Consider the following 22,191-nt stretch of genomic DNA (forward strand, 5'->3'; position numbering starts at 1 on the left):
ATCCCCGATCCCCGATCCCCGATCCCCGATCCCCGATCCCCGATCCCCAATCTCTAATTCTCAATACACCCAACTTCTGTACTTTCAGGAAGTTCTAGGGTGTCACCGATTTTTTCGCCGTCGTGAAAAGCAGCGAGTAAGGATTGGCTAGTTTTTCCCCAAGCGATCGCCCCAGTTGCATCTAAGGCGATCGCTCCAAAATCCCGCTTATTCTCATAAGCTTCTGCAAATGAGCGCTTCATGGCTTCTTTTAGTGACATACCATCGGTAACACGCACCACTATCTTTGCTGCTAGGCACTCATCAATAATGTCTTCTCCAATACCAGTGCAACTAACACCAGCATACTTAGTGGCATAATTACCAGCAGGCATTGCAGAATCACTCACACGTCCAATCCTTTCAAACCCTTTCCCACCAGTAGAAGTACCAACAACTAGCTTTCCTTCGGTATCTAAAGCCACAACACCAATTGTTCCACGGCGATCGCTGCTGGTTTCTACTAGTTCTGGTTCTGCAACTACCCCAGCCATTGTACTTTTAAAATTTTGCTGGCGTTCTTGAATCCACTCTTGCAAGCGCAAATCAGTTAAAGCGTTATAACTAGGAATTTGTAATTCCCGCGCCAACTCAGCTGCACCATAATCAGACAACACTCGGTCTGGAGAACCTTGTAAAGCTTTTGCCAAATCGATGGGATTTTTCACCCGTGAAACATTGATTACACCACTAAAGCTTTGAGTTGTGCCATCCATCAAAGCAGCACTCATGCGGATTTGACCATCTGATTGCAGTACAGAACCAGTACCTGCATTAAAACGAGGGTTATCTTCTAACATTTGACACCCGCACACTACTGCCTCTTTCGCAGTTGCACCAGAAAGTAAAAGAGAATACACTTCTTCTATAACTTTATGAAGTGAATTGCGTACCGCTTCTACTCCGCCTTTTCCATGCAAAGAACTACCAGCCCCCCCATGAATAATTAACTTAGGTTGCACCTGTGTCTTCATCTCCCCTTGATTTATGTAATTTGTGTAATTTGAGTCTAAGTATTTTTACAATTCATTATTTTGATCTTCAGCTGTAGAACGGCGACGACGACAGCGTTCTGAACAGTATTTCACCTTGTCCCAGCAATCTGCCCATTTTTTGCGCCACGTAAACGGACGCTGACATACCGGACAAATTTTTGTAGGCAAGTCAGATTTAGAACGGCTACGTCCCATATTTCTACTGTGCTGCTTTTTAAATCGATTCCACTTGAGATGGAGATCAATTATAGCTGTTTGTTACAGATGTAGACGACTTTTAAAATTCGGAATGCGGAATTTGAATTGCAAATTCATCAATTATGAAATAGTTAGGTTAAGCCCGTCATTGAGTAACTAAATTTTTTTAACCCTGATTTTGAATGACTCAATCAAAGCAATTATTCGGACTAATTTCTGTATATAATTTTACTGTATTGAGCAGAAGAAGGTTACCTGATTACCGTTAAACATAGCTTGCTAATATATAAGATGGTCAGAGCAGAGTTGCAAACAACAAACAAAAACCATACTTAAAATCAAGCAAAATTTGGATATTTATCAAGCTTTAATTCGTCCGTTATTCTTCGATTTGCTCGACGCAGATCCAGAATGGCTGCATTATTCAACAATTCGTAGTCTTCGGTGGCTAGCAAACAATGGCGATCGCCCTCCTACTAGTTTAATCGTCAAACGCTTACAAAATTCCTTGTCTGTTACTGATAAACGTCTTGAACAAACCCTGTTTGGACTAAATTTTCCCAACCCCGTAGGTTTGGCTGCTGGGTTTGACAAAGATGGGGTTGCTACTAGTATCTGGTCGAGTTTTGGTTTTGGTTTTGCAGAAATCGGAACTGTAACTTTTGTTGCTCAACCGGGTAATCCTCGTCCCCGCTTATTTCGCTTACCCTTAGACAAAGCTGCTCTCAATCGCATGGGCTTTAATAATAGTGGAGCTGCTACGATGGCGGGGCGGTTAGCAGAATGTAAACAACTGTTCCCTCCAACCATACCTATAGGTATAAATTTGGGCAAATCTAAGGTGACGCCACTAGAGGAAGCTGCCCAAGATTATCTCAATAGTTTTCGCCTACTCAAAGAATTGGGAGATTACTTTGTAGTGAATGTATCTTCTCCCAATACACCAGGTTTGCGATCGCTCCAAGATGCAACGATGCTAAGTTCAATTTTGGCAGCATTACAAACAGAAAATAATTCACAAAAGCCTATTTTTGTCAAGATAGCGCCGGATTTAGAGTGGGAAGCGATCGCTGACATTATTTCCCTCGCTCAAACTTATCAATTGGCGGGAATCATTGCTACTAACACCACCATTCGCCGTGATGGGCTTAAAACACAGGTGATTGCCAAAACAGGCAAATCACCACAAGAAGAAGCGGGTGGAATTAGTGGTGCGCCAGTGCGCGATCGCTCCACAGAGATCATTCGGTTTATTTGCCAGCAAACTCAAGGGAAAATACCGATCATCGGCGTTGGTGGTATTTTTACCCCAGAAGACGCCTGGGAAAAAATAACTGCTGGTGCTTCCCTCATCCAAGTCTATACAGGCTGGATTTATTCTGGCCCATTGATGATACGCCGTATTCTCGAAGGGCTGCTTGCTCAGTTAGAACAAACAGGATTAAATTCAATCTCCCAAGCAGTTGGTATGGATCAGTGATCAGTTATCAGTGATCAGTTATCAGTGGAAGTTGTTAATTGATGAATGGTAATTGTTTATTGTAGACTGCGGCAAGGCGCTAGGCATCTACACTGATTTCATCCTTCATCCTTTAGCTATTTTGTTCTTCTAAAGGGAAAAACTCCTTAGTTTTCGGTGAAAAACTCCAAGCGATACCATCTGGATCTTTGCTACGACTCCACTCAGGAAAGTTTGGGTCATCTCTTCTTTTGTATACAGTGCTGGAATACACATTGAGACGCTTCGCTAATTCCGATTGAATTAGAGAACCGAAAACTAATTGTTGTTCTAAAGATTGCTTAACTTCTTCCTGATGTGTGTGTTGTAGAGTTTCAGTTTCTGGTTCTAGTTGCTGTGGTTGTGAAGGTGGTGGTGCCAGTAAAGATTCCATCATTTTGTTATCCTTTGGATGAGGAAGTTCTTTTACTGGTTCGCTACTATCAAAGATACTACCGAGAGTACCAGCAGTGATAAAGTAATACACCTTACCACCCTCTGTAGAATTAATCACGCTGCCGGCAAATTCTGCTACTTTTGTATCCAGATAGCGTTTTGCCGTTTCCCCAGAAAAATTCCCCTTAATTGCTAAATCCATTGGGGTGATTTTGCCTTGATTCTCCCGAATTAACTGGTTAAACATCGGGTTCACTTGCAAACACCATTTTTGCCACTGATAGCGCTGCCAGATATTGATAGCCAACGCCAGAAATATTAACGCCAGCCAAATTCGCCAAGTTGCGACCAGGAAAATTATTAAAAACGATATTGGCAAAAGCAGAACTAGGTATCCTTTGCCATAATATTCTATTTTGTTTTCACTCATGCCCATTTTTGCCAGATGACTTTTAGGGAAATAATATTATCTTGGCAAAAATTGGGACAAAAGTTTGTAGTTTTTGTGTATTTGCCAAAAATTTTCCAGAAAAGGGATCGGGGATCAGGGGACAAGGGAGACTTGTCAGTTATCAGTTATCACTTATCAGTTATCAAATTAAACTGATAACTGATTCATGCCCAATGACAAATGACAAATGACAAATGACCAATGACTTAAAATTCAATTCCTGGTTGAGCTTTTACACCTTGGTCACGGAAGGGATGCTTTACTAATGTCATTTCTGTGACTAAATCAGCACGTTCGATCAAATCTAGAGGTGCGCCTCTGCCTGTAAGAATAACGTGATTATTGACTGGTTTTTGTGCTAAACCCCGCAAAATTTCTTCTACACGCAAATATCCAAGTTTAATGGCAATATTTATTTCATCTAATAGCACCAGCTTAAATTCTGGGTTGCGGATGTATTCTAATCCTTTTTGCCAAGCGGCTTGTGCTTTTTCAAGGTCGCGATCGCGATTTTGGGTTTCCCAGGTAAAGCCTTCTCCCATAGCATGAAATTCTAATTGATCTGGCCAAAGGCTAAAAACCTTTTTTTCTGACGGTTCCCAAGCACCTTTGATGAATTGGACAATCGCCACTTTGTATCCATGACCGAGCGATCGCAATATCATTCCCAAGGCTGCGGTCGTTTTTCCTTTACCATTGCCAGTATGAAGTATTATTAAGCCTTTGTCTGGTATTGCTTTTGCTATGCGTTGATCTTGCACTTGCTTGCGTCGCTGCATTTTTTGGCGATACTGTTCATCAGTTAGGGTTGAGGATGACGCTTCCTCTATTAAGCGGTTAGCCTCTATGTCTAGATTCAAGTCAGCAAATTTGTCGGTATTCATCTATGCTTAAACTCATTAAAAAGGGTTAAAACCTTAGCCAGTTGATTAAAAACCAACTTTAGCTTGAAGCCCAAATTTTAATTTAGAGCTAGGTGCAAGATATCAGCTTACCAACGTTGAAGCAATTGTTATTTTCCGTCAGCGTTTATAATTTTGGGGAACCCTATTGTGATTTACTTAAGTAGGTAGGCAACGAAATTTTCCACTACAGTAACAAAACATTAACTTGGTAATCTAGAGTTGGGCTGCTGCCCCCGACCGCTGGCTTCGCGGTGTCAGTGATCTAAAAACCATAGAAGAATATCTATACATACAAAAACTTTTTTCTTGATCACTCAGATAAGTATTACTACCCGAAGTAGCGTACAGTTAAAAATATCCAAATGATTTAACTATTACGATTTAGTTTTTCAGAGCTTGAAGTCGCTCGGCAATCATTCTCGGCAGTCTGTTGTTGAGACTTCTTTGAATGCGCGATCGCAGATGTTAGATTCCATTCTCCAGCCGACTTTTATCTATAACCCATCCTTTCTATGAAATGGGTCGGTTCTAGTTGGTTAGATCTACCGTTCATTTACCTCAATGATAGCAATCACCAGTCTCATCCAGTTTAATAACGTCGGGGGCGATATCTTCGGTGGTATCACGACTGCCGTTGTCTCATTACCCCTGGCTCTGGCCTTTGGGGGTTGGGGCCCTCGGCGGACTCTATGGGGCAGTTGGTGGCGGCTTTTTTGCCGCCCTGTTTGGCGGTATCCCAACGTTGATCTCTGAACCGACCGGGGCAATGACCGTAAGCCCTGTCTATAGGTTCTCGTGCAACACCTGTGTTGTAGCAGAGCTGTTTCATTCCCTAAAATGCTTGAAAATGCAAGGGTTCAGGATATCAAAAACGAGCTTGGGATTCAATTTTAGACATCAAGATAGTCAAAAATTTATGAATTTTGCCCTGAGATTTATCGCCAATGATATTGACAAAATACATTTAATTACGAATGAAACGGCCTTGCTGTGTTGTAAGGATGAAGTGCCTCACTCTTACTCTCTTTAACTCTTTAGAGTTCACTTAGTTCATTTATTGCAATAATCCTCGTCAGAGGAGTCACAAGGAGGTATTCGTGGATTTTGTGTCGCTGTTCGTGAAGGACTTCATTGCCCAATTGCAGTCCCCAACGCTCGCCTTTTTGATTGGTGGCATGATCATTGCTGCCCTCGGTAGCGAATTGGTCATTCCTGAGTCGATTTGTACGATCATCGTCTTCATGCTGCTCACCAAAATCGGTCTGACCGGTGGAATTGCGATCCGCAATTCTAATCTGACGGAGATGGTGTTACCCATGATCTTTGCTGTAATAACAGGGATTACGATTGTATTCATCTCGCGCTATACGTTAGCCAAGCTGCCAAAGGTCAAAGTCGTTGATGCGATCGCAACTGGGGGGTTGTTTGGTGCTGTGAGTGGCTCTACCATGGCTGCCGGTCTGACGGTACTGGAAGAACAAAAGATGGCATACGAGGCATGGGCTGGCGCACTCTATCCCTTCATGGATATCCCAGCGCTCGTAACTGCAATTGTTATCGCCAACATTTACCTCAACAAGAAGAAGCGTAAAGAAGCAGCCTACTCTATTGAGCAGCATTCTTTTAGCGAGCAGCCTGTTGCGGCTGGTGATTATCCCGATCAAAAAGATTATCCCAGCACCCGGCAGGAGTATCTCAGCCAACAGCAGGATGCTGGGGATAACAAGGTCAAGGTATGGCCAATTATCGAGGAAAGCCTCCGGGGTCCTGCCTTATCGGCAATGTTGCTAGGTCTGGCTCTGGGACTGTTCACCCAACCGGAAAGTGTCTATAAAAGCTTCTACGATCCCGCCTTTCGTGGCTTGCTTTCGATCTTGATGCTGGTCATGGGGATGGAAGCTTGGTCAAGAATTGGCGAACTGCGTAAGGTAGCCCAGTGGTACGTTGTATATAGTGTGGTGGCACCGTTTGTACATGGGCTAATCGCCTTCGGTCTCGGCATGATTGCCCACTACACCATGAACTTCAGCATGGGCGGTGTTGTGATCCTAGCTGTCATCGCCTCCTCTAGTTCAGACATCTCAGGTCCGCCCACCTTGCGAGCCGGTATCCCATCAGCTAATCCCTCCGCCTATATAGGCGCGTCCACAGCCGTCGGTACGCCAGTTGCGATTGGCTTGTGTATACCGTTCTTCCTCGGACTTGCTCAGGCGATCGGCGGCTAATCCCAGACGGATTGAGGTCTGTCGGCGCTTCCTTGACCGGGCAGACCAAGTAGATAAATTACATCATTTCAGGAGGTAACCAACATGGCCAAGCGTGCCAACAAGCTCGTCATCGTCACGGAAAAGGTTCTGATGAAAAAGGTCGCCAAGATCATTGATGAATGCGGGGCGACTGGTTATACGGTGGTGGATACTGGCGGTAAAGGCAGTCGCAACGTGCGCTCTACGGGTAAACCCAACACTGCCGACACCGATTCCAATGTGAAGTTCGAGGTACTCACCGAAACCCGGGAGATGGCAGAGAAGATTGCGGATCAGGTCGCAATCAAGTTTTTCACCGATTTTGCGGGCATTATCTATATCTGTGAAGCAGAGGTACTGTACGGGAGACATTTCTGTGGACCAGAGGGCTGTTGAGTCGAAACGACGCGCCATAAAAGGAACAAGCGAGCCATTAGTGCGAGTTTCTGTGGGTCAGACGGCTGTTGCATCGAGACGACGCAGACCCCAAAAGCCGAGGTCATGACCTCGGCTTTTGAGTGACCGTGTTTCGTGTCCGCAGGACGTTGACCCTGGCGCAGAAGTCCTTCCCCCCGCAGTTTTATAACTTCCTCAAACCCTTAACCTTCATTGCTTTAAACTCATGATTTTGTCCAACATTCTGCCTCCTTTCAGTGGGGGGATGTCCGCTCTCATGGCTCCGATACCATTCCTGGCAACCGTTGTTGCTGAGGATTCACCCATTATTTTGTCTGGCGTATTGCTGACGCTGGTGGTGATTTATCTGGCCAGCAAGTTCGGCGCAGAGGTCGCTAGGCGATTGGATTTTCCGCCCGTCCTGGGGGAACTGGTCGTCGGTGTGATTGTCGGCGTTTCGGCGTTGCACCTGGTGATCTTTCCTGAAGGGGGGCTGTCTGCCTCTGACTCGGTGATTATGACAGCGCTGCAAGGATTGAATCAATTGGCACCGGATGCGCTGACCCGGATCTTTGAGTCGCAAAGTGAAGTGATTTCTGTTCTAGCTGAAATCGGCGTGATTATTTTGCTGTTTGAAATTGGACTGGAATCCGATCTGCGGCAACTTAAGGAAGTGGGAATTCAAGCCACGGTTGTCGCCTGTGTCGGAGTCGCGGCACCTTTTGCAGCAGGCACGGCAGGGTTAATGATGCTCTTTCATGTAGCAGCCATTCCAGCGATTTTTGCAGGGGCCGCGTTAACGGCAACGAGTATTGGCATTACCTCTAAAGTGTTGTCAGAGTTAGGTCAACTCAAATCCAAAGAAGGGCAAATCATTGTTGGCGCGGCGGTGATTGATGATGTCCTCGGCATTATTGTCCTGGCTGTAGTCGCCAGTTTAGCCAAAACCGGTGAGATTGATGTCGCCAATGTTATTTACTTGATTGTCAGTGCTACGGCATTCTTGATTGGATCAATTTTATTGGGGGGTGTCTTTAACAAAAGTTTTGTGGCGATCGTAGAGCAGCTCAAAACCCGTGGAAATATTGTGATTCCAGCATTCATCTTCGCTTTCTTTATGGCATTTTTAGGTAACGCCATTCATCTCGAAGCGATTTTGGGTGCCTTTGCAGCGGGTTTGGTGCTCGATGAAACCGATGCCCGGAACGAGTTAGATGAATTAATCAAACCAATCGCCGATTTACTGGTACCCATCTTTTTTGTGACGGTGGGAGCGCGTGCCGACCTCAGTGTTTTGAACCCGACGGTACCGGAGAATCGGGCAGGACTATTGATTGCTGTCTTTTTGATGGGGGTGGCGATTATCGGCAAGCTGATCACAGGTTGGGCAGTGTTTGGACAACCCGGCATCAATCGAGTAGCGATCGGGGTTGGGATGATCCCTCGAGGTGAGGTGGGTCTAGTGTTTGCTGGCATCGGTTCAGCTAGCGGCATTTTGGATAAGCCGCTGGAGGTGTCGATTATTATCATGGTAATTTTGACAACTTTCCTGGCTCCACCTTTTTTACGGGTTGCTTTTGGTTCATCCACGAATCCCATCCCAGAATCTACCACGGCTGTAGAAACAGCAAGTAAGTAACGGTTTCACGAGATTACGGCTGTTCACTCAATGGATGATTGTGGCACGAGGTTGGGTAAACTACCTACGCTCACCGCAAGCGGTGAGCGTAGGCTTTTAAGTAGCCATTTGTCCACAGAGACGGTAGTTTTTTTAATTGGGGAAACTCTTTACTAATACATTGCTTCTCTTCGAGTAAGCGGGAGCCTCCTTGCGGGAATAGGTGACACAAGAGGTTAAAATCTTGTTTCATATTGAATTTCTGCTCGACTTTCATCATTTAAATCGGTAGAACCTCTGATGACTAGTTGATCGCTGAGTTCATAGAGCAAGTTGTAACGGAAGGAGTCATTGGCATAAAAAACTCGTGATACTGAAAAAGAAATATCGTTAGAAATACCAATTGCGGCTTCTGCTGCTAAACTCAGGACTGAATTTTCTCCCCTTGCACTAGGCTGGATGGTGGGAAAAATCTGGAATTCTCTTAAACCGATCGCCTCAGCAAGTTGACTAATCCTACCTTGAAAGTTTGCAAATATTTCAGAGTTAGTTAGAGTCGCAATACCGATACTGGTTGCATCAGGTTGACCAAAGACGTTGATAAAAGAACCTCCCAACAAAGCAACAATTTCTGCTTCTGTACGACTAGGTTCACTAGTCAGTTGTAAATTTTCAGATAATTTACTGGCTGGGCCTTGGACACTGGCTTGGATGCGAACGGTGTTGAAAGTACCCAAGGCGTTGGGAGAAGAATCATTAATCTCGCTAGATGTGGGTGTGGTTGGTAATCGACTCCTGTTATATTGCGGTACCAATGTCACTAGTCGCACATTCAAAATAGGGTCTAATCCCTGTTTAGGGGTGAAAGTGGCGGTTTGGTCATAACCACGGGCTAAGGTAAATCGAGTCACAAATAAATTGACTTGACCTTGTTTAAGATTGATCACTCCTTGAGGACGGGGATTAGCTAAAGTTCCGTTGAGGGTAATATCTCCTTTTGTAACAAAGCTGAATAGTGGTTCTTGAGTGACGCGCACATCGTTATCGAGGATGACGCGGAAATTTGCAAATTCTACAGGTAAATTGATGCGTTCTGAAATGGGAGAAGCTGAAGAATTAGCTGTTTTTTGTGACGGGCTAGGGGGAGTGTTTGTAATTCTCAGAGCAGGTTTTTCTAAAAAAATCTCGCTATTTGTTACAGAATTATTTACGGGTGTTGTACCTGTGGCTTGAGAAGTCTCAGCATTCTGATTTAAAGATATTTGACCGTTTTGGAGTCGCACATTTCCAGCTAATCGGGGGGTTTGTACTGTGCCTCTAATTACCACATTCCCACTGACTCCCCCTGTATACAATTCTGGTAAATTCAGCCTGAGGTTTTCTAATACGACAGTCAGAGGATTAGTTTGTGCTTGCTGGAGGGCGTTTTGAGTGGCAAAAATAGGTAGAATCCCTGCTGCTATTAGTTGTCCCCGGCTATATTTTCCTTGTAGACCTTCAACATTGAAGCGATCGCCTGCAAATCTAATTGTTCCTGTGACATCTGTCAATGGTTGAGAAAGGTTAGGTGATTTCAAAGTAGCATTTCTCACTGTGACAATACCAGTAGTATTGGGCTGCTGCAACGTACCACCAATTTGAATATCTACATTTCCCTGACCTCCAACCCAATTTACTTGGTTGGTCAAAGCATTTAAAATTGCTAAACCTTCATTTCTAACATTTGCATTGATGTTAATTTGGTCACTATCTGGTTTGACTGTGGCAAAAGGCAAGCTTAAGGGAATGCTACCTATAATGTCTACTGGTTCTGTACCTGTTCCCGTGACTGAGATATTGCTGCCAAAATTTAACCGAGCATTATTGTAATTAAAACTTACTTGTGCTGTCTGAATAGATTGATTATTAATACTTCCATCCACCAGCGCTATTTCTCCAATCCCTGTCGGATTTTTCAAACTACCTGCCAGAGTCACAAGTCCATTAAAATTACCTGTAACTTCTACAGGTAAATCTCGGATGAAAGGCTTGACGAGTGCAACTGGTAATGCTTCGATGCGCGCTTGTCCAGATAGTTGTTCTTGACTCAACTGTCCACTAAAAGCAAGAAGTGACCCATCTAAATTTACTCGTAGGGGTTGTAATCTGACAACACCATCTGTAAAATTGCCATTGGCAATGACTTCATTGATTTTATAATCACCCCAAACCCAGTTAGAACCTGTCAGATTAAAGCTAGTATTCAATCCTGATTGCAAAGTCCCTGTGACTTGAATTTGTCCGTTAATTGGACCGCTTAATTCTGCTAAGGTAGGGACTCGTGCTTGTTGCTGTTGCTGTTGTTTTTGTTGTGCTACTAAAGCTGAAATTTGATTATACAACTCTAATTTTGTTGCCAAAGATGCATTCGGTTGACCAACAGGGACAGTACTCAGTGCTTCTGCACCAGCGAAATTTGGAGGTTGCAAACCAGTGCTAATGTCTGAAAAATCATAGATATTCAGCGCCGATAAGATATTCTCGATTCTGGCTTGGTCAAAGCTGAGTTGAAAATCTAATGGTTGATTACCTGTGATTGGAAGTTTACCACTGAGTAAGTAACGACCTGTACCTTGGCGCAATTCGCCTTGTGATAAACTGAAAACACCATCAGCAAAACCAATCTGACCACGAAATTCATCGGCGGTAAGTCTACCAATTTGAGGTTGAGTTACATTCACATTACCTGCAACGGTAGACTCGGATAAATTAACGACAAAGTTACCCGAAGCATTTCCAGCCACAGGACCAAAATTTCTCGCACCGCTAGGAATAAAACCTTCTACTACAGATAAAGGAAAGTTTCGCAGATTAACTAGGAGATTGTCTCCTTGACTTCTACCAGTGGCGACAGTACCATCACGTTGAACTAAAAATGAAGTGGGACGATAGTTAGGGTCAAGGTTCAAGGCGATTTGGTCTTGTTTTCCTCGTAGTTGCAGTTGAGTTCCTTGTTCTGGTTGATAACTAATCTGACCAGTTAAGACTGGATCAAATGCTAGTTGATTAACTTTAAAGTTTTCTAATTGGATTTTACCAGAAGCTATAGGAGTGCTGGGAGTGCCTGTGACTATGCCATCAAAATCAAGTGTACCTGCGATCGCCACATTTCCAGGTAAATTAAAAGGCAGGGTTTGCAAGTTGTAATTCTGTGCTAATACATCCAAGTTGAAGTTTTGGATTTGTGGTGTAGTTGTGTCTGTAAATGCGATCGCCACCGTACCCGCAGCCCTCAAACCTGGTGCAGTTGCCTGTATAATTCGTAATTGTTCACCATTCCATTGAAATTGAGCAGTGAGTGGTTGTTGGAGTTGGGCTAAACCTTGAGACAGGCGTACATTTCCATTGGCTTGAATGGCGGATGGCCCAAATGATGCTACAGTTCCCGTTAAGCCGACTCGACCACTGAGTTGACCGCGTAAATTTTGGGATAAATTATTCAGTTGAATTTTATCAGCATTAGCAACTGCTTGCCAGCGACCATTATTCAGGCGAATATTACTTAAGTTTAATGTTCCTGATGCTACATTTACATTAGCTTGTCCCGCAGCTTGAATATCTGCAAGTTGGAAAGAATTAGTGTTTCCCGACAGGCGTAAGTTAGCACTAGCGATTTGACCCTGTATATTTTGAGCAACACGACTTAGTGGTATTCGGGAAGCATTTGCTATTGTCTGCCAACGACCATTATTAAGTTGAATATCCCTGAGATTAACAGTACTTTCTGCTAAATTTAGTCTCGCCTGACCTGTAGCTTGAATATTAGCAAGTTGGAAGGAATCAGTAGTCCCAGCTAGATTAAATTCACCGTTAACAACTCCCTCTCGATACTGGGGTGGTACTTGAGCAAAGTTACTAAGTTGAATATTATTGGCATCAACCACACCTTGCCAGCGTTTTTGTACAAGCTGTCCTCTAGCTGTGATTGTACCCCCTGCGATTTTGGCAACAGCATCTTGGAGTCTAATCACTCCAGAGTTGTTGCTGGCGATCGCAACTTCTAATCTCGCGGGATAGGTAGCATTAGGTGCTTGTACCTGAGCTACTGCTTTGAGGTTACTAGGAACACCAGTTATTTGTGTATTTACCGATAGATTGCCAATTTGAATTTGGGGTGCAGCTTCGTAGGTTTTGGCGATCGCATCTCCTGGTAAATTTTGCCCTTGTAAGTTAACAGCTACTTGATTTTGCTCTCCTAAAGCAACTCGACCACTACCAGTAATTTTCCCTCCTACATTGGGAGTAGCTTGGATGTCAGCCAGAACTAGTTCATTGGGAGTTAGCCGTAGGTTAGTGCTAATTTGATCAAAAATGAGGCGGTCAATTTGAGCAGTTTTGACTGTACTAATATTGCCAGTAGCGATGGGTTTTTGTAGTGAACCCTGCACTTTAATATTTGCTTGCACTGTACCAGCTACAGGTACTGGTAACTTTGCATTCAAAGAGTCTAAAGCATTCTTGAGGTTAACTGGCTTCACCTGTGCTGTGAGGTTATACCCAGTTTGAGTATTGATTGTCCCTTGAGCTTGAACTGGTACACTACCATAAAGTGTAGTCAGATTTTCGAGAGCAATCTGTTGATTTTGAAAGTTTAGTTGACCTGTGGTCTGAGAAATTTTTGTGGGAATATTCGCAACTTGTGCAGTGATTTGATTTAATTCTACGTTTCCAAACAGAGCAATTTCTGGCTGATTAGGTTGTAACTGAACTGTTAAATTACTATCCACACGACCAGCTTGGATATCTACTGGTGTCTCTACTAAGCGAGAAAGATCAGACGCTAATAAATCAGCAGCATTAATCTTCAGGTTAATTTTCCCTATATTAGGGCGTGTATTGCCAACAAGTTGTAAATCGCCCCCATTGACAGGTGTAGTGTTGACTTTAAAGGTAATTAGTTGATTTCGTTCTAAGAAGCGAGCCGAGCCATTGACTTGATTAAATCCTACAGCTGCTTTCGGTTTTTTCGCTTGAGAAAATGGTTGTAGAGTGAGATCACCACCTTGAAACTGAATTCCTTCTAATTCGGTTTGAATAAAACCAACCTGTTCTTCAGGACTAGACTTAATTGTTGTCGTCACCCAGCGACCTTGTTTATCCTGTGCAATATAAATATCAGGCTGGACTAACGTTACATTTAACTTTAAAGTCCGGTTTTGGATTACTTGCCAAGGATCAAATTGTACTTGGACAGCTTTGATCTTAAGATTATCTGGGTCGGTGGCAGTTGCAGGAACTGATGATGAGCCAAACCGCAAGCTATTCCAAGAAAAATCTTCAACTTTTCCCACTTGCACAGGTCGTCCGAGTAATTGCTCAAGATTAGTTTCTACTAATGGTACTAACTTCTTGTTGATAAATGTCCAAGCCCACCAAGCACCTCCTGCAATTCCAACTAGCAAAATCACACCTAGAGTTATTCCAGTACGACTTAACAGCAGGAACCAGAAGTGTCTGTTGGAATGAGACGGAGGTTGATTATCTGGAGTAGGAGAGCCTGTCATTTTTATTTAAACAATACTGCTGGGGATGAGCCTAAAACATAAGTAGTACAAAAAGGCAGAAAGTACAAGGAGCGTAGGGCGTAAGTAATCATATTAGTGATTGGGCATAAAAGAATAGATTTTCACGCTTTCATTGTGTGGTTTATCACATGACTGTTTAGATCCCCGACTTCTTAAAGGATACATCTGGCGAATCAGGGGTGACACCCCTCATCAAGATTTTTCGTCATTCCACCAGATGTAGAGACGCGCTGTTTGAAGCGTCTCTACAATCAATTTGTGGGCGAACGAGGGGTTAAACCCACCATTCGCCAGCTGTATCCTTAAAGAGGTCGGGGATCTATTAGCCTTCAGTATTGATTTTTTTCTAATTTTTGTTATATTTATTTACATAAGTTTACAAAAAAAGTAAAGCAATATGCATGAGTGTTGGGATTATGGACGCTAATGACATTCTTGATCGCTATACTGCGGGTAACAGACATTTTTTGCAAGTGAGCTTGCAACGAGTTAACTTGAAAGAGATTTGCTTAGTTGGAATTAACTTGGGTCAGGGTAACTTGAGTGGGGCGAATCTATCGGGAGCTTGTTTACGGGGAGCAAATTTAAATGAAGCAAATCTGGTAGAAGCAACTTTATGGAGAACTGATTTAAGAGAAGCCTTGTTAATTTGGACGAATTTGAGCAAAGCTTGTCTAATTCGGTCAAACCTTGTAAAAGCAGATTTACACAAGGCTATATTAGCTAGGGCAGACCTGCGACTAGCTGATTTACGCTATGCTGATCTAAGTGATGCAAATCTAGAAGGTGCGGATCTGCGCTACGCTGACCTAACAGGTGCAAATTTGGCAGGTGCAAATTTGAGTAAGACAAATCTTACAGGTGCTAATTTGAGTAAAGCAGACCTGTACCAAGCAAACATGGCTAAAGCTATTTTGTCAAGAACAGATTTGCGTTATGCGGATATCAGTTGTACCAACATGGATAATATTGATTTGTGTGATGTCAATTTGAGTGGCGCTTGTTTGTCTGAATCATTACTTTCATACAGTTTTAATTAACGAACCACTCATAAGAAAAGCTTAAGTTTTTACTCAAAGCAATGTTGGTCTGGTTTACTATTAGACTAAAATCTATGTGAACTGACCAAGTATATTTGTCATAATAAAGCAACATTTGCAACGCCGAATCTACATAGTCTTGGTATTTTGAAGTCAGAATGGCGATCGCTACACATATAATATAGCCATCAAAAACTCAAAAGACGTCTTCTAAAAACTGACCATTGACTAACATGCACGTTCTTTCTATTCCCACCTGGATTATTCACGTTTCTAGCGTTATCGAGTGGATTGTTGCCATTTGGTTAATCTGGCAATACGGTGAAGTAACTGGTAATCGTGCTTGGTGGACATTATCTTTGGGTATGTTACCAGCCTTAGTGAGTGCAATGTGTGCTTGCACTTGGCATTATTTTGAGAATGCAGAATCACTACAATGGTTAGTCACACTACAAGCTACCATGACTTTAGTTGGTAATATTACGCTTTGGGCGGCTGCTGTGTGGATTTGGCGCAGTTCTAAATCTAGCGAAGTCGCAACTGAAGTAACTTCTACAGAAAGTATTGAATCAAAGCAATGATTTCAAAAGAAGCCCTATTTATCCTGTCACTGTTTCCCTACTTGGGTTTCTTGTGGTTTATTAGCAGAGTCAAGCAGATGCCACGCTTGGCATTATATGGTTTTTACTGCACCCTCGTGTTTGTCGGTGTGACTATCCCCGCAGGAATTTATGCTCAACTGCACTACAATCAATCTTTGGCAAATGTTGATTGGTTGCATGGAAGTGCAGAATCTTTTTTAACCCTTGCTAATATTTTGATTGTTTTGGGTTTTCGCCAAGCAGTAGTCAAAGGGACGAAACAGTAGGACAAGGGAGACTTGTCAGTTATCAGTTATCAGTTATCAGTTATCAAATTAAACTGTTAACTGATTCATGCTCAATGACAAATGACTAATGACCAATGACAAATGACCACTAACTACCAACAATCAACAACAAACAAATTTGAGGGTAATCATGGAAGTTATTCCAGCGATAGATTTACTAGAAGGTCGTTGTGTGCGACTTTATCAGGGAGATTACGATCGCTCACAAGTTTTCAGCGAAAATCCTGTCGATGTTGCTAAACAATGGGTAGAACAGGGCGCAACTAGGTTACATTTGGTTGATTTGGATGGCGCAAAAGTCGGTAAGTTAGTAAACTTAGATGCAATAGAAGCGATCGCTCAATCTGTGTCTGTACCCATTGAAGTTGGTGGAGGCTTACGGACACGAGAAAGCGTACAACAGTTATTTAATTTGGGTATACAATGGGCAATCTTGGGAACTGTGGCTGTAGAACAACCGCAGCTTGTGCAACAACTTTGTCAAGAATTTCCCGAAAAAATAATTATCGGCATAGATGCTCGTAATGGCAAGGTAGCAACTCGTGGTTGGTTAGAAACTTCAGAAGTACTTGCCACGCAACTTGCTGTACAAATGCAAGAATTAGGAGCAGCAGCGGTAATTTACACAGATATTCATCGTGATGGTACTCTCACAGGGCCGAATTTAGACGCTTTACGTGAACTAGCTACTGCAATCAATATTCCTGTAATTGCTTCTGGTGGGGTTAGTTCCATTACAGATTTGCTGAGTCTGTTAGCGTTAGAACCCCAGGGTGTGACAGGTGTGATTGTTGGTCGTGCTTTGTACACTGGTGATATCTCTGTCTCAGAAGCAGTTCGAGCAGTTGGTTCTGGACGTATTCAAGATATACCTCCCGATTTGGGTTTTTCAGCATTTGCCTAGTACTCATTTTCAACTTAATATTTTTTAACTGACTATCAGGTCGGTTATTTTTTTTATTTTCCGGATTCCAAATTTTCCACGGTGTAGTTCATGTTGTAGACAGTTAAAAAATTACCTAATGATTATGAGTAACCAACAACCTCCTGTCACAAATAAACCTAGAACCGAATCTGGTAGTAATAAGCCTAAAGCCCAAAACAAGAACTCCAAACCAAAAGCAGCATAAATGAAATACTCAGGTGAAGTAGATTGCTGATTGCTTTTTTAATAACTGATTTGCTTTTTTATTTCACATTTATTGAAATTTTTAATTTTGAGTTTTTAAATTTTCATAATGGGTTTCCTCTTTGTAGAGACGCTGATTTTGCGTCTCTGTTTTTTTATCAGGACTTACGCACAGGTAACGGAAAAATGAACCGCAGAGGACGCAGAGTACACGGAGAAATAAGAGTTTGAGAGGTTTTTTGCGTAAGTTCTATTTCTTTAAAATTTGATTCTAAATAATACCATTTCACGTTAATCACGATACACATAAATTGTGTACCAGACGCGATATATCGCGTCTGGTACATGGTCTGTATTTGTATCAGATTTTTTGTGAAATGGTATAAGTCGGCGGAAAAAACATAGCGGTAGTTACAAAAACAAAATATGTACCAAACCCTTACCAATGACAAATGACGATTTCAACTCGTACCAGACGTGCCATGGCGCCTATCTACATTTGTGCCGACTTACTTAAGTATTTTCCGGAAATGAAATCAACAGTTGTGTTGTTAATCTTAGGAACTAAATTTAATGGTAAAAATTATGGCTAGTAAAAAACCAAATCGACCTCAACCACCCATTAAAGACAGACCCATAAGAAGAGAGCGTAGCGTCGCTCCTAAAACTAATACTAATAAAGAAACCAAAGGATGAGAGGCTTTTTAAAAAGTAAATACTGAATGAAAAGTGTAAATGATCACAAAATGTAACGCACCATTTATATAGATAGGTGCGTTACGGCGCATAATTAACAAAAATTTACTTATTCTTTACTTGACTTTTCGCCTGTTCTAAAGCTATTTCTTTAATTGCTTGATAAGAATTCATACTTGCAGATCCTTCAATAGCTTTCACTGCTAAATCTTGAACTTGTTTTAAGGCTGATTCTAGTTGTTTAGATAGGTTTTGAATACGTGCTTCCTGATTAGTAATTGTTTGTTCTAAAGATTGCAACCTTTGTTCATAAAAACGCTTTTGTCCTTCGACTTCTTTAGCAAATAAGTCTGCTTTTATTTTAGCCTGATAATGGGCTATGCCTTTACCTTCTTCTGTCGCTTTTTTGATTGCTGCTTCTTTTTCTTTTGGGAAAGCTTCTACTTTAGTTTTATGCTCTTCAAATTGTTTTTCTTGTTCTGCGATCGCTTTCTCTTTTTCTAGCCATTGTTTCTCTATTTCTTGGCGAAATTCTTCGAGTTCTTTATATAAAAGCTTTTGCTGTTGTTCGTACTCATCCATTTCCAGTTGGCGCTGGAGTTCTAGATTATATTTATATTCTGTTGCATCTCTGTGTCGAGATTTTTTAAGATTATCATCTCTTTCTTTCATTGATATTCTATACTCTTCTTTTTCTTTTTCCCAAACTTGCTTTTGCTCTTGAATTTCTTGTATTAAAGCCTCTGAACGCTGACGATATTCTTCTTGATAAGCTTTAGCGTTTTCTTCATAAGTTTGAATGAGACTATCTAAAATTTCTTCAGAAATTTCTAAATTATGTAGTTCTTTGAGTTGCTGGATTTCATCCTCGACTAATTGTCTAATTTCTGCTAGTGTTGACGCTTTTGTTGTCAGTTGCTCTGATAATTCATTCGCTGCACTACCGAAGCCAATCTGAATTTTACCAAGACTTTCAATAGTAAAGTTCATTTTTTGTTGAATAGTTGATTGCTGATTCATGACTGGTTTATTTTCTGAAGTTGATTTAGGCAGATTTTTTTGAACAGAATCGCGTTCTTTTGCTAACTGCTCAAGTTGAGATATTAAAGCTGATTTCTCTTTGACTAGTTCGTTGTAAGCTTCAAGTATTTCTGATTTAGTATTTTTTTCATTAGGTTTTTTAGGTGCCATAATCAACCTCCATTCGCTATTTTTGATTGAAAGACTTCATGAATAAGCAAGTCAACCCACTCAACGTGAGTTTTTGCTATTAGCCCTAAATTTATTTGAAAGCGTAATTTTGGGCTATTTTATTATTTATCAGAATTACTAAAAGCTCTCAAAGCCAAATCTTGAGCTTGCTTTAATGCAGTTTGTAGCTGGGATGTTATTTCTTCTATTTGCTCAACTTGTCTTTGAATGGTTTCTTCTAATGATTGAATTTTTAGTTCGTAGCTTTGTTTAGTAGCTTCCCATTCTTTTTCAAATAAATCTGCTTCCACCTTTGCCTTTTGGCTAGTTTCTTTAATTGCTTCTTCCCTGGCTTTTTTACTCGCTTCTTCAAGCTCAACAGGAAATGATCCTATTTCTTGTTGATATTCTGTAAACAAAGATTTATTTGCAGAAAGTATTTTTTCTCTTTCTGACCAATTTTTTTGTTTTTGTTGATTGCTTTCTTCTATTTGCCTTTCTTGTTGACGTTTTTTCGCTTCGTAGGCATCTGTATTAATTTTTTTAGTATTATCTGACTTATATAGATATTCTTCTACTTCTAAAGCTCGCTCTTTTACTAATACATCATTAATTTTTTTGACAGATTCTGCATATAATTGCTCTTCTTGCTGCCAAGCTTTTCGTGTTTCTTCTATCTCTTTTTCTAGTGATTCTCGCTTACTATTTGTATCTTGTTCTAGAGTTTTCAGCTTTTCTTGATGTTCTTGAGTAAGGATATCTAATATGTCTGCGACAACTCTAATTTGTTGAAGTTCTTTCAAATTTTGAGTTTCAATTTCAATAGCCCGATTTAGTTCATCTAATTTAGAGTTTTCTTTCGCTAATTTCTCAGAGAGTGTATTGACTATCCCACCAAATTCCAATTGTAAGTCTGCTAAACCTTTGACAATACTATCAACTGTGTATGTTGAAGCTACTTCTAAAATTTGTTTATTTTTTGCCTTTTCTGCTGACTCTTGCTTGGTAGCTATTTTTGATTCTAGCTTTTTATTCTCTGCCAATATTTGCTGAAATGCCTGTAAGAGTTGTTGTTTACTATCCTTAGCAGCAACTATGCTCATACTTAAACTCCAGTTAATGTGCAATATTTTTTGGTAGCAAGCAAGACTGTGACTTACCCCATACTTTGTCGAGAGTAGCCTTGAAAATAATATTTTCAGACTAGTGGAAATACTGAATTGAAAGCAACTTTGTTGTTGAGGTTGCTATTTGTATATTGACCAACTTCCTGTTTTTGATCTGAGCCAATAAACGAAAGTTGAGTTTTTGAGGTGAGATGCTAGTATTTTTGTACTAATAATTATACTCAGGCTCATCTGTTTTTGTCAACTTCCCGCTGTCATTTTTAAGTCATATTTATCTTTAACTCTAGAGATAGGGAAATTAGTCAGTGCTCCCTCTTTACCATAAAGTTCACCGTACTATCACATATGGGACAAAGTTAGAGGGTAAGCAGGAAAAATTCTCAAAACTTACTCCTTCTAGCTTTTCCCTTTCTCTATACAATATGAAACGTGAAAACTATGCCTTATCAAAGCAGACAGGGACAACTGAAGTCACAGCACCGAAGCCTTCACTAGCATTTGTTGATGCTGTAGCCCTGATTGTCGGTATTGTAATTGGGGCTGGTATTTTTGAAAGCCCTGCTTTGGTTGCGGCTAATGCAGGTAGTAATGTTGCGGTAGTGCTGTTGTGGTTGATAGGAGGTGCAGTATCTTTAATTGGGGCTTTGTGTTACGCGGAGTTAGCGACGACTTATCCCCATGTGGGAGGTAATTATCATTACCTCAAGCGCGCTTTCGGAAAACAAATCGCCTTCTTATTTGCTTGGGCGCGGATGATAGTCATTCAAACAGGTTCTATTGCGCTGTTGGCATTTGTTTTTGGTGATTATATCTCCCAAATTTTGCCACTTGGAGCCTTTTCCGCTTCGATTTATGCAGCAAGTGCGATCGCGCTATTAACAGCATTAAATATTTTTGGTTTGCAGCAAGGTAAATGGACACAAAACTTATTAACTCTGGTAAAAGTCCTTGGCTTGCTGCTGGTGGTGATTATTGGACTGTCCTTAGCAACTCCCCCTAATCCCGCCACTCCTCCGACTACCTCCAACTCTGAAGGTACTTGGGGATTAGCAATGGTGTTTGTCTTATTATCCTATGGTGGATGGAATGAGGCAGCTTACATCTCGGCAGAAATCAAAGATAAACAACGTAATATAGTTCGGTCTTTACTTTGGAGTATTGGCATTATCACCGCTATTTACCTGTTGATCAATCTAGCTTACCTGCGGGGATTGGGATTGGTAGAAATGGCCCAGTCGCAAGCAGTCGCAGCTGCTTTGATGCGTCAGGCTTTAGGTGAAGGGGGAGCATTTTTTCTCAGTTTACTGGTTGCAGTTTCTGCTTTAGGAGCAATCAACGCCACTATTTTAACTGGCGCACGTACGAATTATGCCTTCGCACAGGACTTTTCACTGTTTCGATTTATGAGAAGTTGGCAGTATCAAAAAAGTACTCCCAATATAGCTTTTTTGTTGCAGGGGGCGATTTCCTTAGCTTTGGTGGGGCTAGGTAGTATCACCCGCAATGGCTTTGAAACAATGGTAGACTACACAGCCCCTGTATTCTGGTTTTTCTTCCTACTTTCAGGTATATCGTTGTTTATATTGCGAAGAAAAGAACCTCATCTTAACCGCCCGTTTCAAGTCCCGCTTTATCCTTGGTTACCTTTGCTATTTTGTCTTGTCTGCGGCTATTTACTCTACTCCAGTTTGGCTTATACGGGAGTAGGAGCAATAGTTGGTGTCGTAGCAGTGACTTGTGCAATCCCGTTATTTTACTTGGATCACTACCTTTTGAGGGATAGGGGATAGGGGATCGGGGATCGGGGATAAGG

At 41.6% G+C, this 22,191-nt stretch carries 17 protein-coding genes and 1 pseudogene; 11 read left to right on the top strand and 7 right to left on the bottom strand.

The window, feature by feature from the left end:
- Positions 1-53 precede the first annotated feature (53 nt).
- On the bottom strand, positions 54-1,013 hold the full coding sequence (locus tag B4U84_RS25610) for an isoaspartyl peptidase/L-asparaginase (RefSeq protein ID WP_131120964.1): 960 nt from the start codon (positions 1,011-1,013) through the stop codon (positions 54-56).
- Between the two features lie 45 nt (positions 1,014-1,058).
- The gene (locus B4U84_RS25615) at positions 1,059-1,229 is read right to left on the bottom strand and encodes a DUF2256 domain-containing protein (protein ID WP_131120965.1); all 171 of its coding nucleotides are present in this window, start codon (positions 1,227-1,229) and stop codon (positions 1,059-1,061) included.
- Positions 1,230-1,569: 340 nt separating this feature from the next.
- Between B4U84_RS25615 and B4U84_RS25620 the strand changes: the two genes are divergently transcribed.
- The gene (locus B4U84_RS25620; RefSeq protein ID WP_278248356.1) at positions 1,570-2,712 is read left to right on the top strand and encodes a quinone-dependent dihydroorotate dehydrogenase; all 1,143 of its coding nucleotides are present in this window, start codon (positions 1,570-1,572) and stop codon (positions 2,710-2,712) included.
- Positions 2,713-2,824: 112 nt separating this feature from the next.
- On the opposite strand, the gene B4U84_RS25625 is transcribed toward B4U84_RS25620, so the two are convergent.
- The gene (locus B4U84_RS25625) at positions 2,825-3,556 is read right to left on the bottom strand and encodes a hypothetical protein (RefSeq protein ID WP_017311964.1); all 732 of its coding nucleotides are present in this window, start codon (positions 3,554-3,556) and stop codon (positions 2,825-2,827) included.
- Between the two features lie 227 nt (positions 3,557-3,783).
- Complete coding sequence (cobO, locus tag B4U84_RS25630) at positions 3,784-4,461, bottom strand: cob(I)yrinic acid a,c-diamide adenosyltransferase (protein WP_017311963.1); 678 nt, start codon at positions 4,459-4,461, stop codon at positions 3,784-3,786.
- A gap of 582 nt (positions 4,462-5,043) precedes the next feature.
- On the opposite strand from cobO, the pseudogene B4U84_RS31715 reads away from it, so the two are divergent.
- From B4U84_RS31715 to B4U84_RS25650, 4 genes and pseudogenes are all read left to right on the top strand, one after another.
- Positions 5,044-5,257: pseudogene (locus B4U84_RS31715) on the top strand (SulP family inorganic anion transporter); the annotation flags it as partial.
- A 322-nt stretch (positions 5,258-5,579) separates the two neighbouring features.
- Positions 5,580-6,707 carry a sodium-dependent bicarbonate transport family permease gene (locus B4U84_RS25640; RefSeq protein WP_017311960.1) on the top strand — a complete coding sequence of 376 codons (1,128 nt, stop codon included), beginning with the start codon at positions 5,580-5,582 and terminating at the stop codon, positions 6,705-6,707.
- 84 nt (positions 6,708-6,791) lie between these two features.
- Positions 6,792-7,124: a P-II family nitrogen regulator gene (locus tag B4U84_RS25645; RefSeq protein WP_017311959.1), complete on the top strand. Its 333-nt coding sequence runs from the start codon at positions 6,792-6,794 to the stop codon at positions 7,122-7,124.
- A gap of 277 nt (positions 7,125-7,401) precedes the next feature.
- Entirely contained in the window at positions 7,402-8,763 is a 1,362-nt protein-coding gene (locus B4U84_RS25650; protein WP_017311958.1) for a cation:proton antiporter domain-containing protein, read from the top strand.
- 215 nt (positions 8,764-8,978) lie between these two features.
- Here B4U84_RS25650 and B4U84_RS25655 read toward each other — a convergent pair whose 3' ends face one another.
- Positions 8,979-14,285, bottom strand: a complete 5,307-nt coding sequence (locus tag B4U84_RS25655) for a translocation/assembly module TamB domain-containing protein (RefSeq protein WP_131120967.1) — start codon at positions 14,283-14,285, stop codon at positions 8,979-8,981.
- Positions 14,286-14,722: 437 nt separating this feature from the next.
- On the opposite strand from B4U84_RS25655, the gene B4U84_RS25660 reads away from it, so the two are divergent.
- The 5 genes from B4U84_RS25660 to B4U84_RS30850 all read left to right on the top strand — a co-directional run bounded on the left by B4U84_RS25660 (position 14,723) and on the right by B4U84_RS30850 (position 17,957).
- Positions 14,723-15,346 carry a pentapeptide repeat-containing protein gene (locus B4U84_RS25660; protein ID WP_026082020.1) on the top strand — a complete coding sequence of 208 codons (624 nt, stop codon included), beginning with the start codon at positions 14,723-14,725 and terminating at the stop codon, positions 15,344-15,346.
- Positions 15,347-15,579: 233 nt separating this feature from the next.
- A complete protein-coding gene (locus tag B4U84_RS25665) occupies positions 15,580-15,927 on the top strand; it encodes a DUF2499 domain-containing protein (protein WP_017311954.1) in 348 nt (115 codons plus the stop codon).
- Complete coding sequence (locus B4U84_RS25670; RefSeq protein ID WP_017311953.1) at positions 15,924-16,214, top strand: DUF3593 domain-containing protein; 291 nt, start codon at positions 15,924-15,926, stop codon at positions 16,212-16,214. Before B4U84_RS25665 ends, B4U84_RS25670 begins: the two co-directional genes overlap by 4 nt.
- 151 nt (positions 16,215-16,365) lie before the next feature.
- On the top strand, positions 16,366-17,139 hold the full coding sequence (gene hisA / locus B4U84_RS25675; protein ID WP_131120968.1) for a 1-(5-phosphoribosyl)-5-[(5-phosphoribosylamino)methylideneamino]imidazole-4-carboxamide isomerase: 774 nt from the start codon (positions 16,366-16,368) through the stop codon (positions 17,137-17,139).
- Positions 17,140-17,816: 677 nt separating this feature from the next.
- The gene (locus tag B4U84_RS30850) at positions 17,817-17,957 is read left to right on the top strand and encodes a hypothetical protein (protein ID WP_155950673.1); all 141 of its coding nucleotides are present in this window, start codon (positions 17,817-17,819) and stop codon (positions 17,955-17,957) included.
- Positions 17,958-18,165: 208 nt separating this feature from the next.
- On the opposite strand, the gene B4U84_RS25680 is transcribed toward B4U84_RS30850, so the two are convergent.
- A complete protein-coding gene (locus B4U84_RS25680; protein WP_131120969.1) occupies positions 18,166-19,251 on the bottom strand; it encodes a coiled-coil domain-containing protein in 1,086 nt (361 codons plus the stop codon).
- A gap of 122 nt (positions 19,252-19,373) precedes the next feature.
- Entirely contained in the window at positions 19,374-20,354 is a 981-nt protein-coding gene (locus B4U84_RS25685; protein WP_131120970.1) for a coiled-coil domain-containing protein, read from the bottom strand.
- Positions 20,355-20,800: 446 nt separating this feature from the next.
- Here B4U84_RS25685 and B4U84_RS25690 point away from each other — a divergent pair, with 446 nt between their 5' ends.
- Positions 20,801-22,168 (top strand): APC family permease, encoded by a 1,368-nt coding sequence (locus B4U84_RS25690; protein WP_131120971.1) that lies wholly within the window; start codon positions 20,801-20,803, stop codon positions 22,166-22,168.
- The last annotated feature ends 23 nt before the right edge of the window (positions 22,169-22,191 follow it).

It is taken from the genome of Westiellopsis prolifica IICB1, assembly GCF_004323185.1.
GTDB lineage: Bacteria > Cyanobacteriota > Cyanobacteriia > Cyanobacteriales > Nostocaceae > Pelatocladus > Pelatocladus prolificus_A.

What these genes read in the sequence shown, in the direction of transcription:
- B4U84_RS25610 (WP_131120964.1), bottom strand. Translation starts at nt 1,013, where the DNA reads ATGAAGACACAGGTGCAACCTAAGTTAATTATTCATGGGGGGGCTGGT.
- B4U84_RS25615 (WP_131120965.1), bottom strand. Translation starts at nt 1,229, where the DNA reads ATGGGACGTAGCCGTTCTAAATCTGACTTGCCTACAAAAATTTGTCCG.
- B4U84_RS25625 (WP_017311964.1), bottom strand. Translation starts at nt 3,556, where the DNA reads ATGAGTGAAAACAAAATAGAATATTATGGCAAAGGATACCTAGTTCTG.
- cobO (WP_017311963.1), bottom strand. Translation starts at nt 4,461, where the DNA reads ATGAATACCGACAAATTTGCTGACTTGAATCTAGACATAGAGGCTAAC.
- B4U84_RS25645 (WP_017311959.1), top strand. Translation starts at nt 6,792, where the DNA reads ATGGCCAAGCGTGCCAACAAGCTCGTCATCGTCACGGAAAAGGTTCTG.
- B4U84_RS25650 (WP_017311958.1), top strand. Translation starts at nt 7,402, where the DNA reads ATGGCTCCGATACCATTCCTGGCAACCGTTGTTGCTGAGGATTCACCC.
- B4U84_RS25655 (WP_131120967.1), bottom strand. Translation starts at nt 14,285, where the DNA reads ATGACAGGCTCTCCTACTCCAGATAATCAACCTCCGTCTCATTCCAAC.
- B4U84_RS25660 (WP_026082020.1), top strand. Translation starts at nt 14,723, where the DNA reads ATGGACGCTAATGACATTCTTGATCGCTATACTGCGGGTAACAGACAT.
- B4U84_RS25665 (WP_017311954.1), top strand. Translation starts at nt 15,580, where the DNA reads ATGCACGTTCTTTCTATTCCCACCTGGATTATTCACGTTTCTAGCGTT.
- B4U84_RS25670 (WP_017311953.1), top strand. Translation starts at nt 15,924, where the DNA reads ATGATTTCAAAAGAAGCCCTATTTATCCTGTCACTGTTTCCCTACTTG.
- hisA (WP_131120968.1), top strand. Translation starts at nt 16,366, where the DNA reads ATGGAAGTTATTCCAGCGATAGATTTACTAGAAGGTCGTTGTGTGCGA.
- B4U84_RS30850 (WP_155950673.1), top strand. Translation starts at nt 17,817, where the DNA reads ATGACGATTTCAACTCGTACCAGACGTGCCATGGCGCCTATCTACATT.
- B4U84_RS25680 (WP_131120969.1), bottom strand. Translation starts at nt 19,251, where the DNA reads ATGGCACCTAAAAAACCTAATGAAAAAAATACTAAATCAGAAATACTT.
- B4U84_RS25685 (WP_131120970.1), bottom strand. Translation starts at nt 20,354, where the DNA reads ATGAGCATAGTTGCTGCTAAGGATAGTAAACAACAACTCTTACAGGCA.
- B4U84_RS25690 (WP_131120971.1), top strand. Translation starts at nt 20,801, where the DNA reads ATGAAACGTGAAAACTATGCCTTATCAAAGCAGACAGGGACAACTGAA.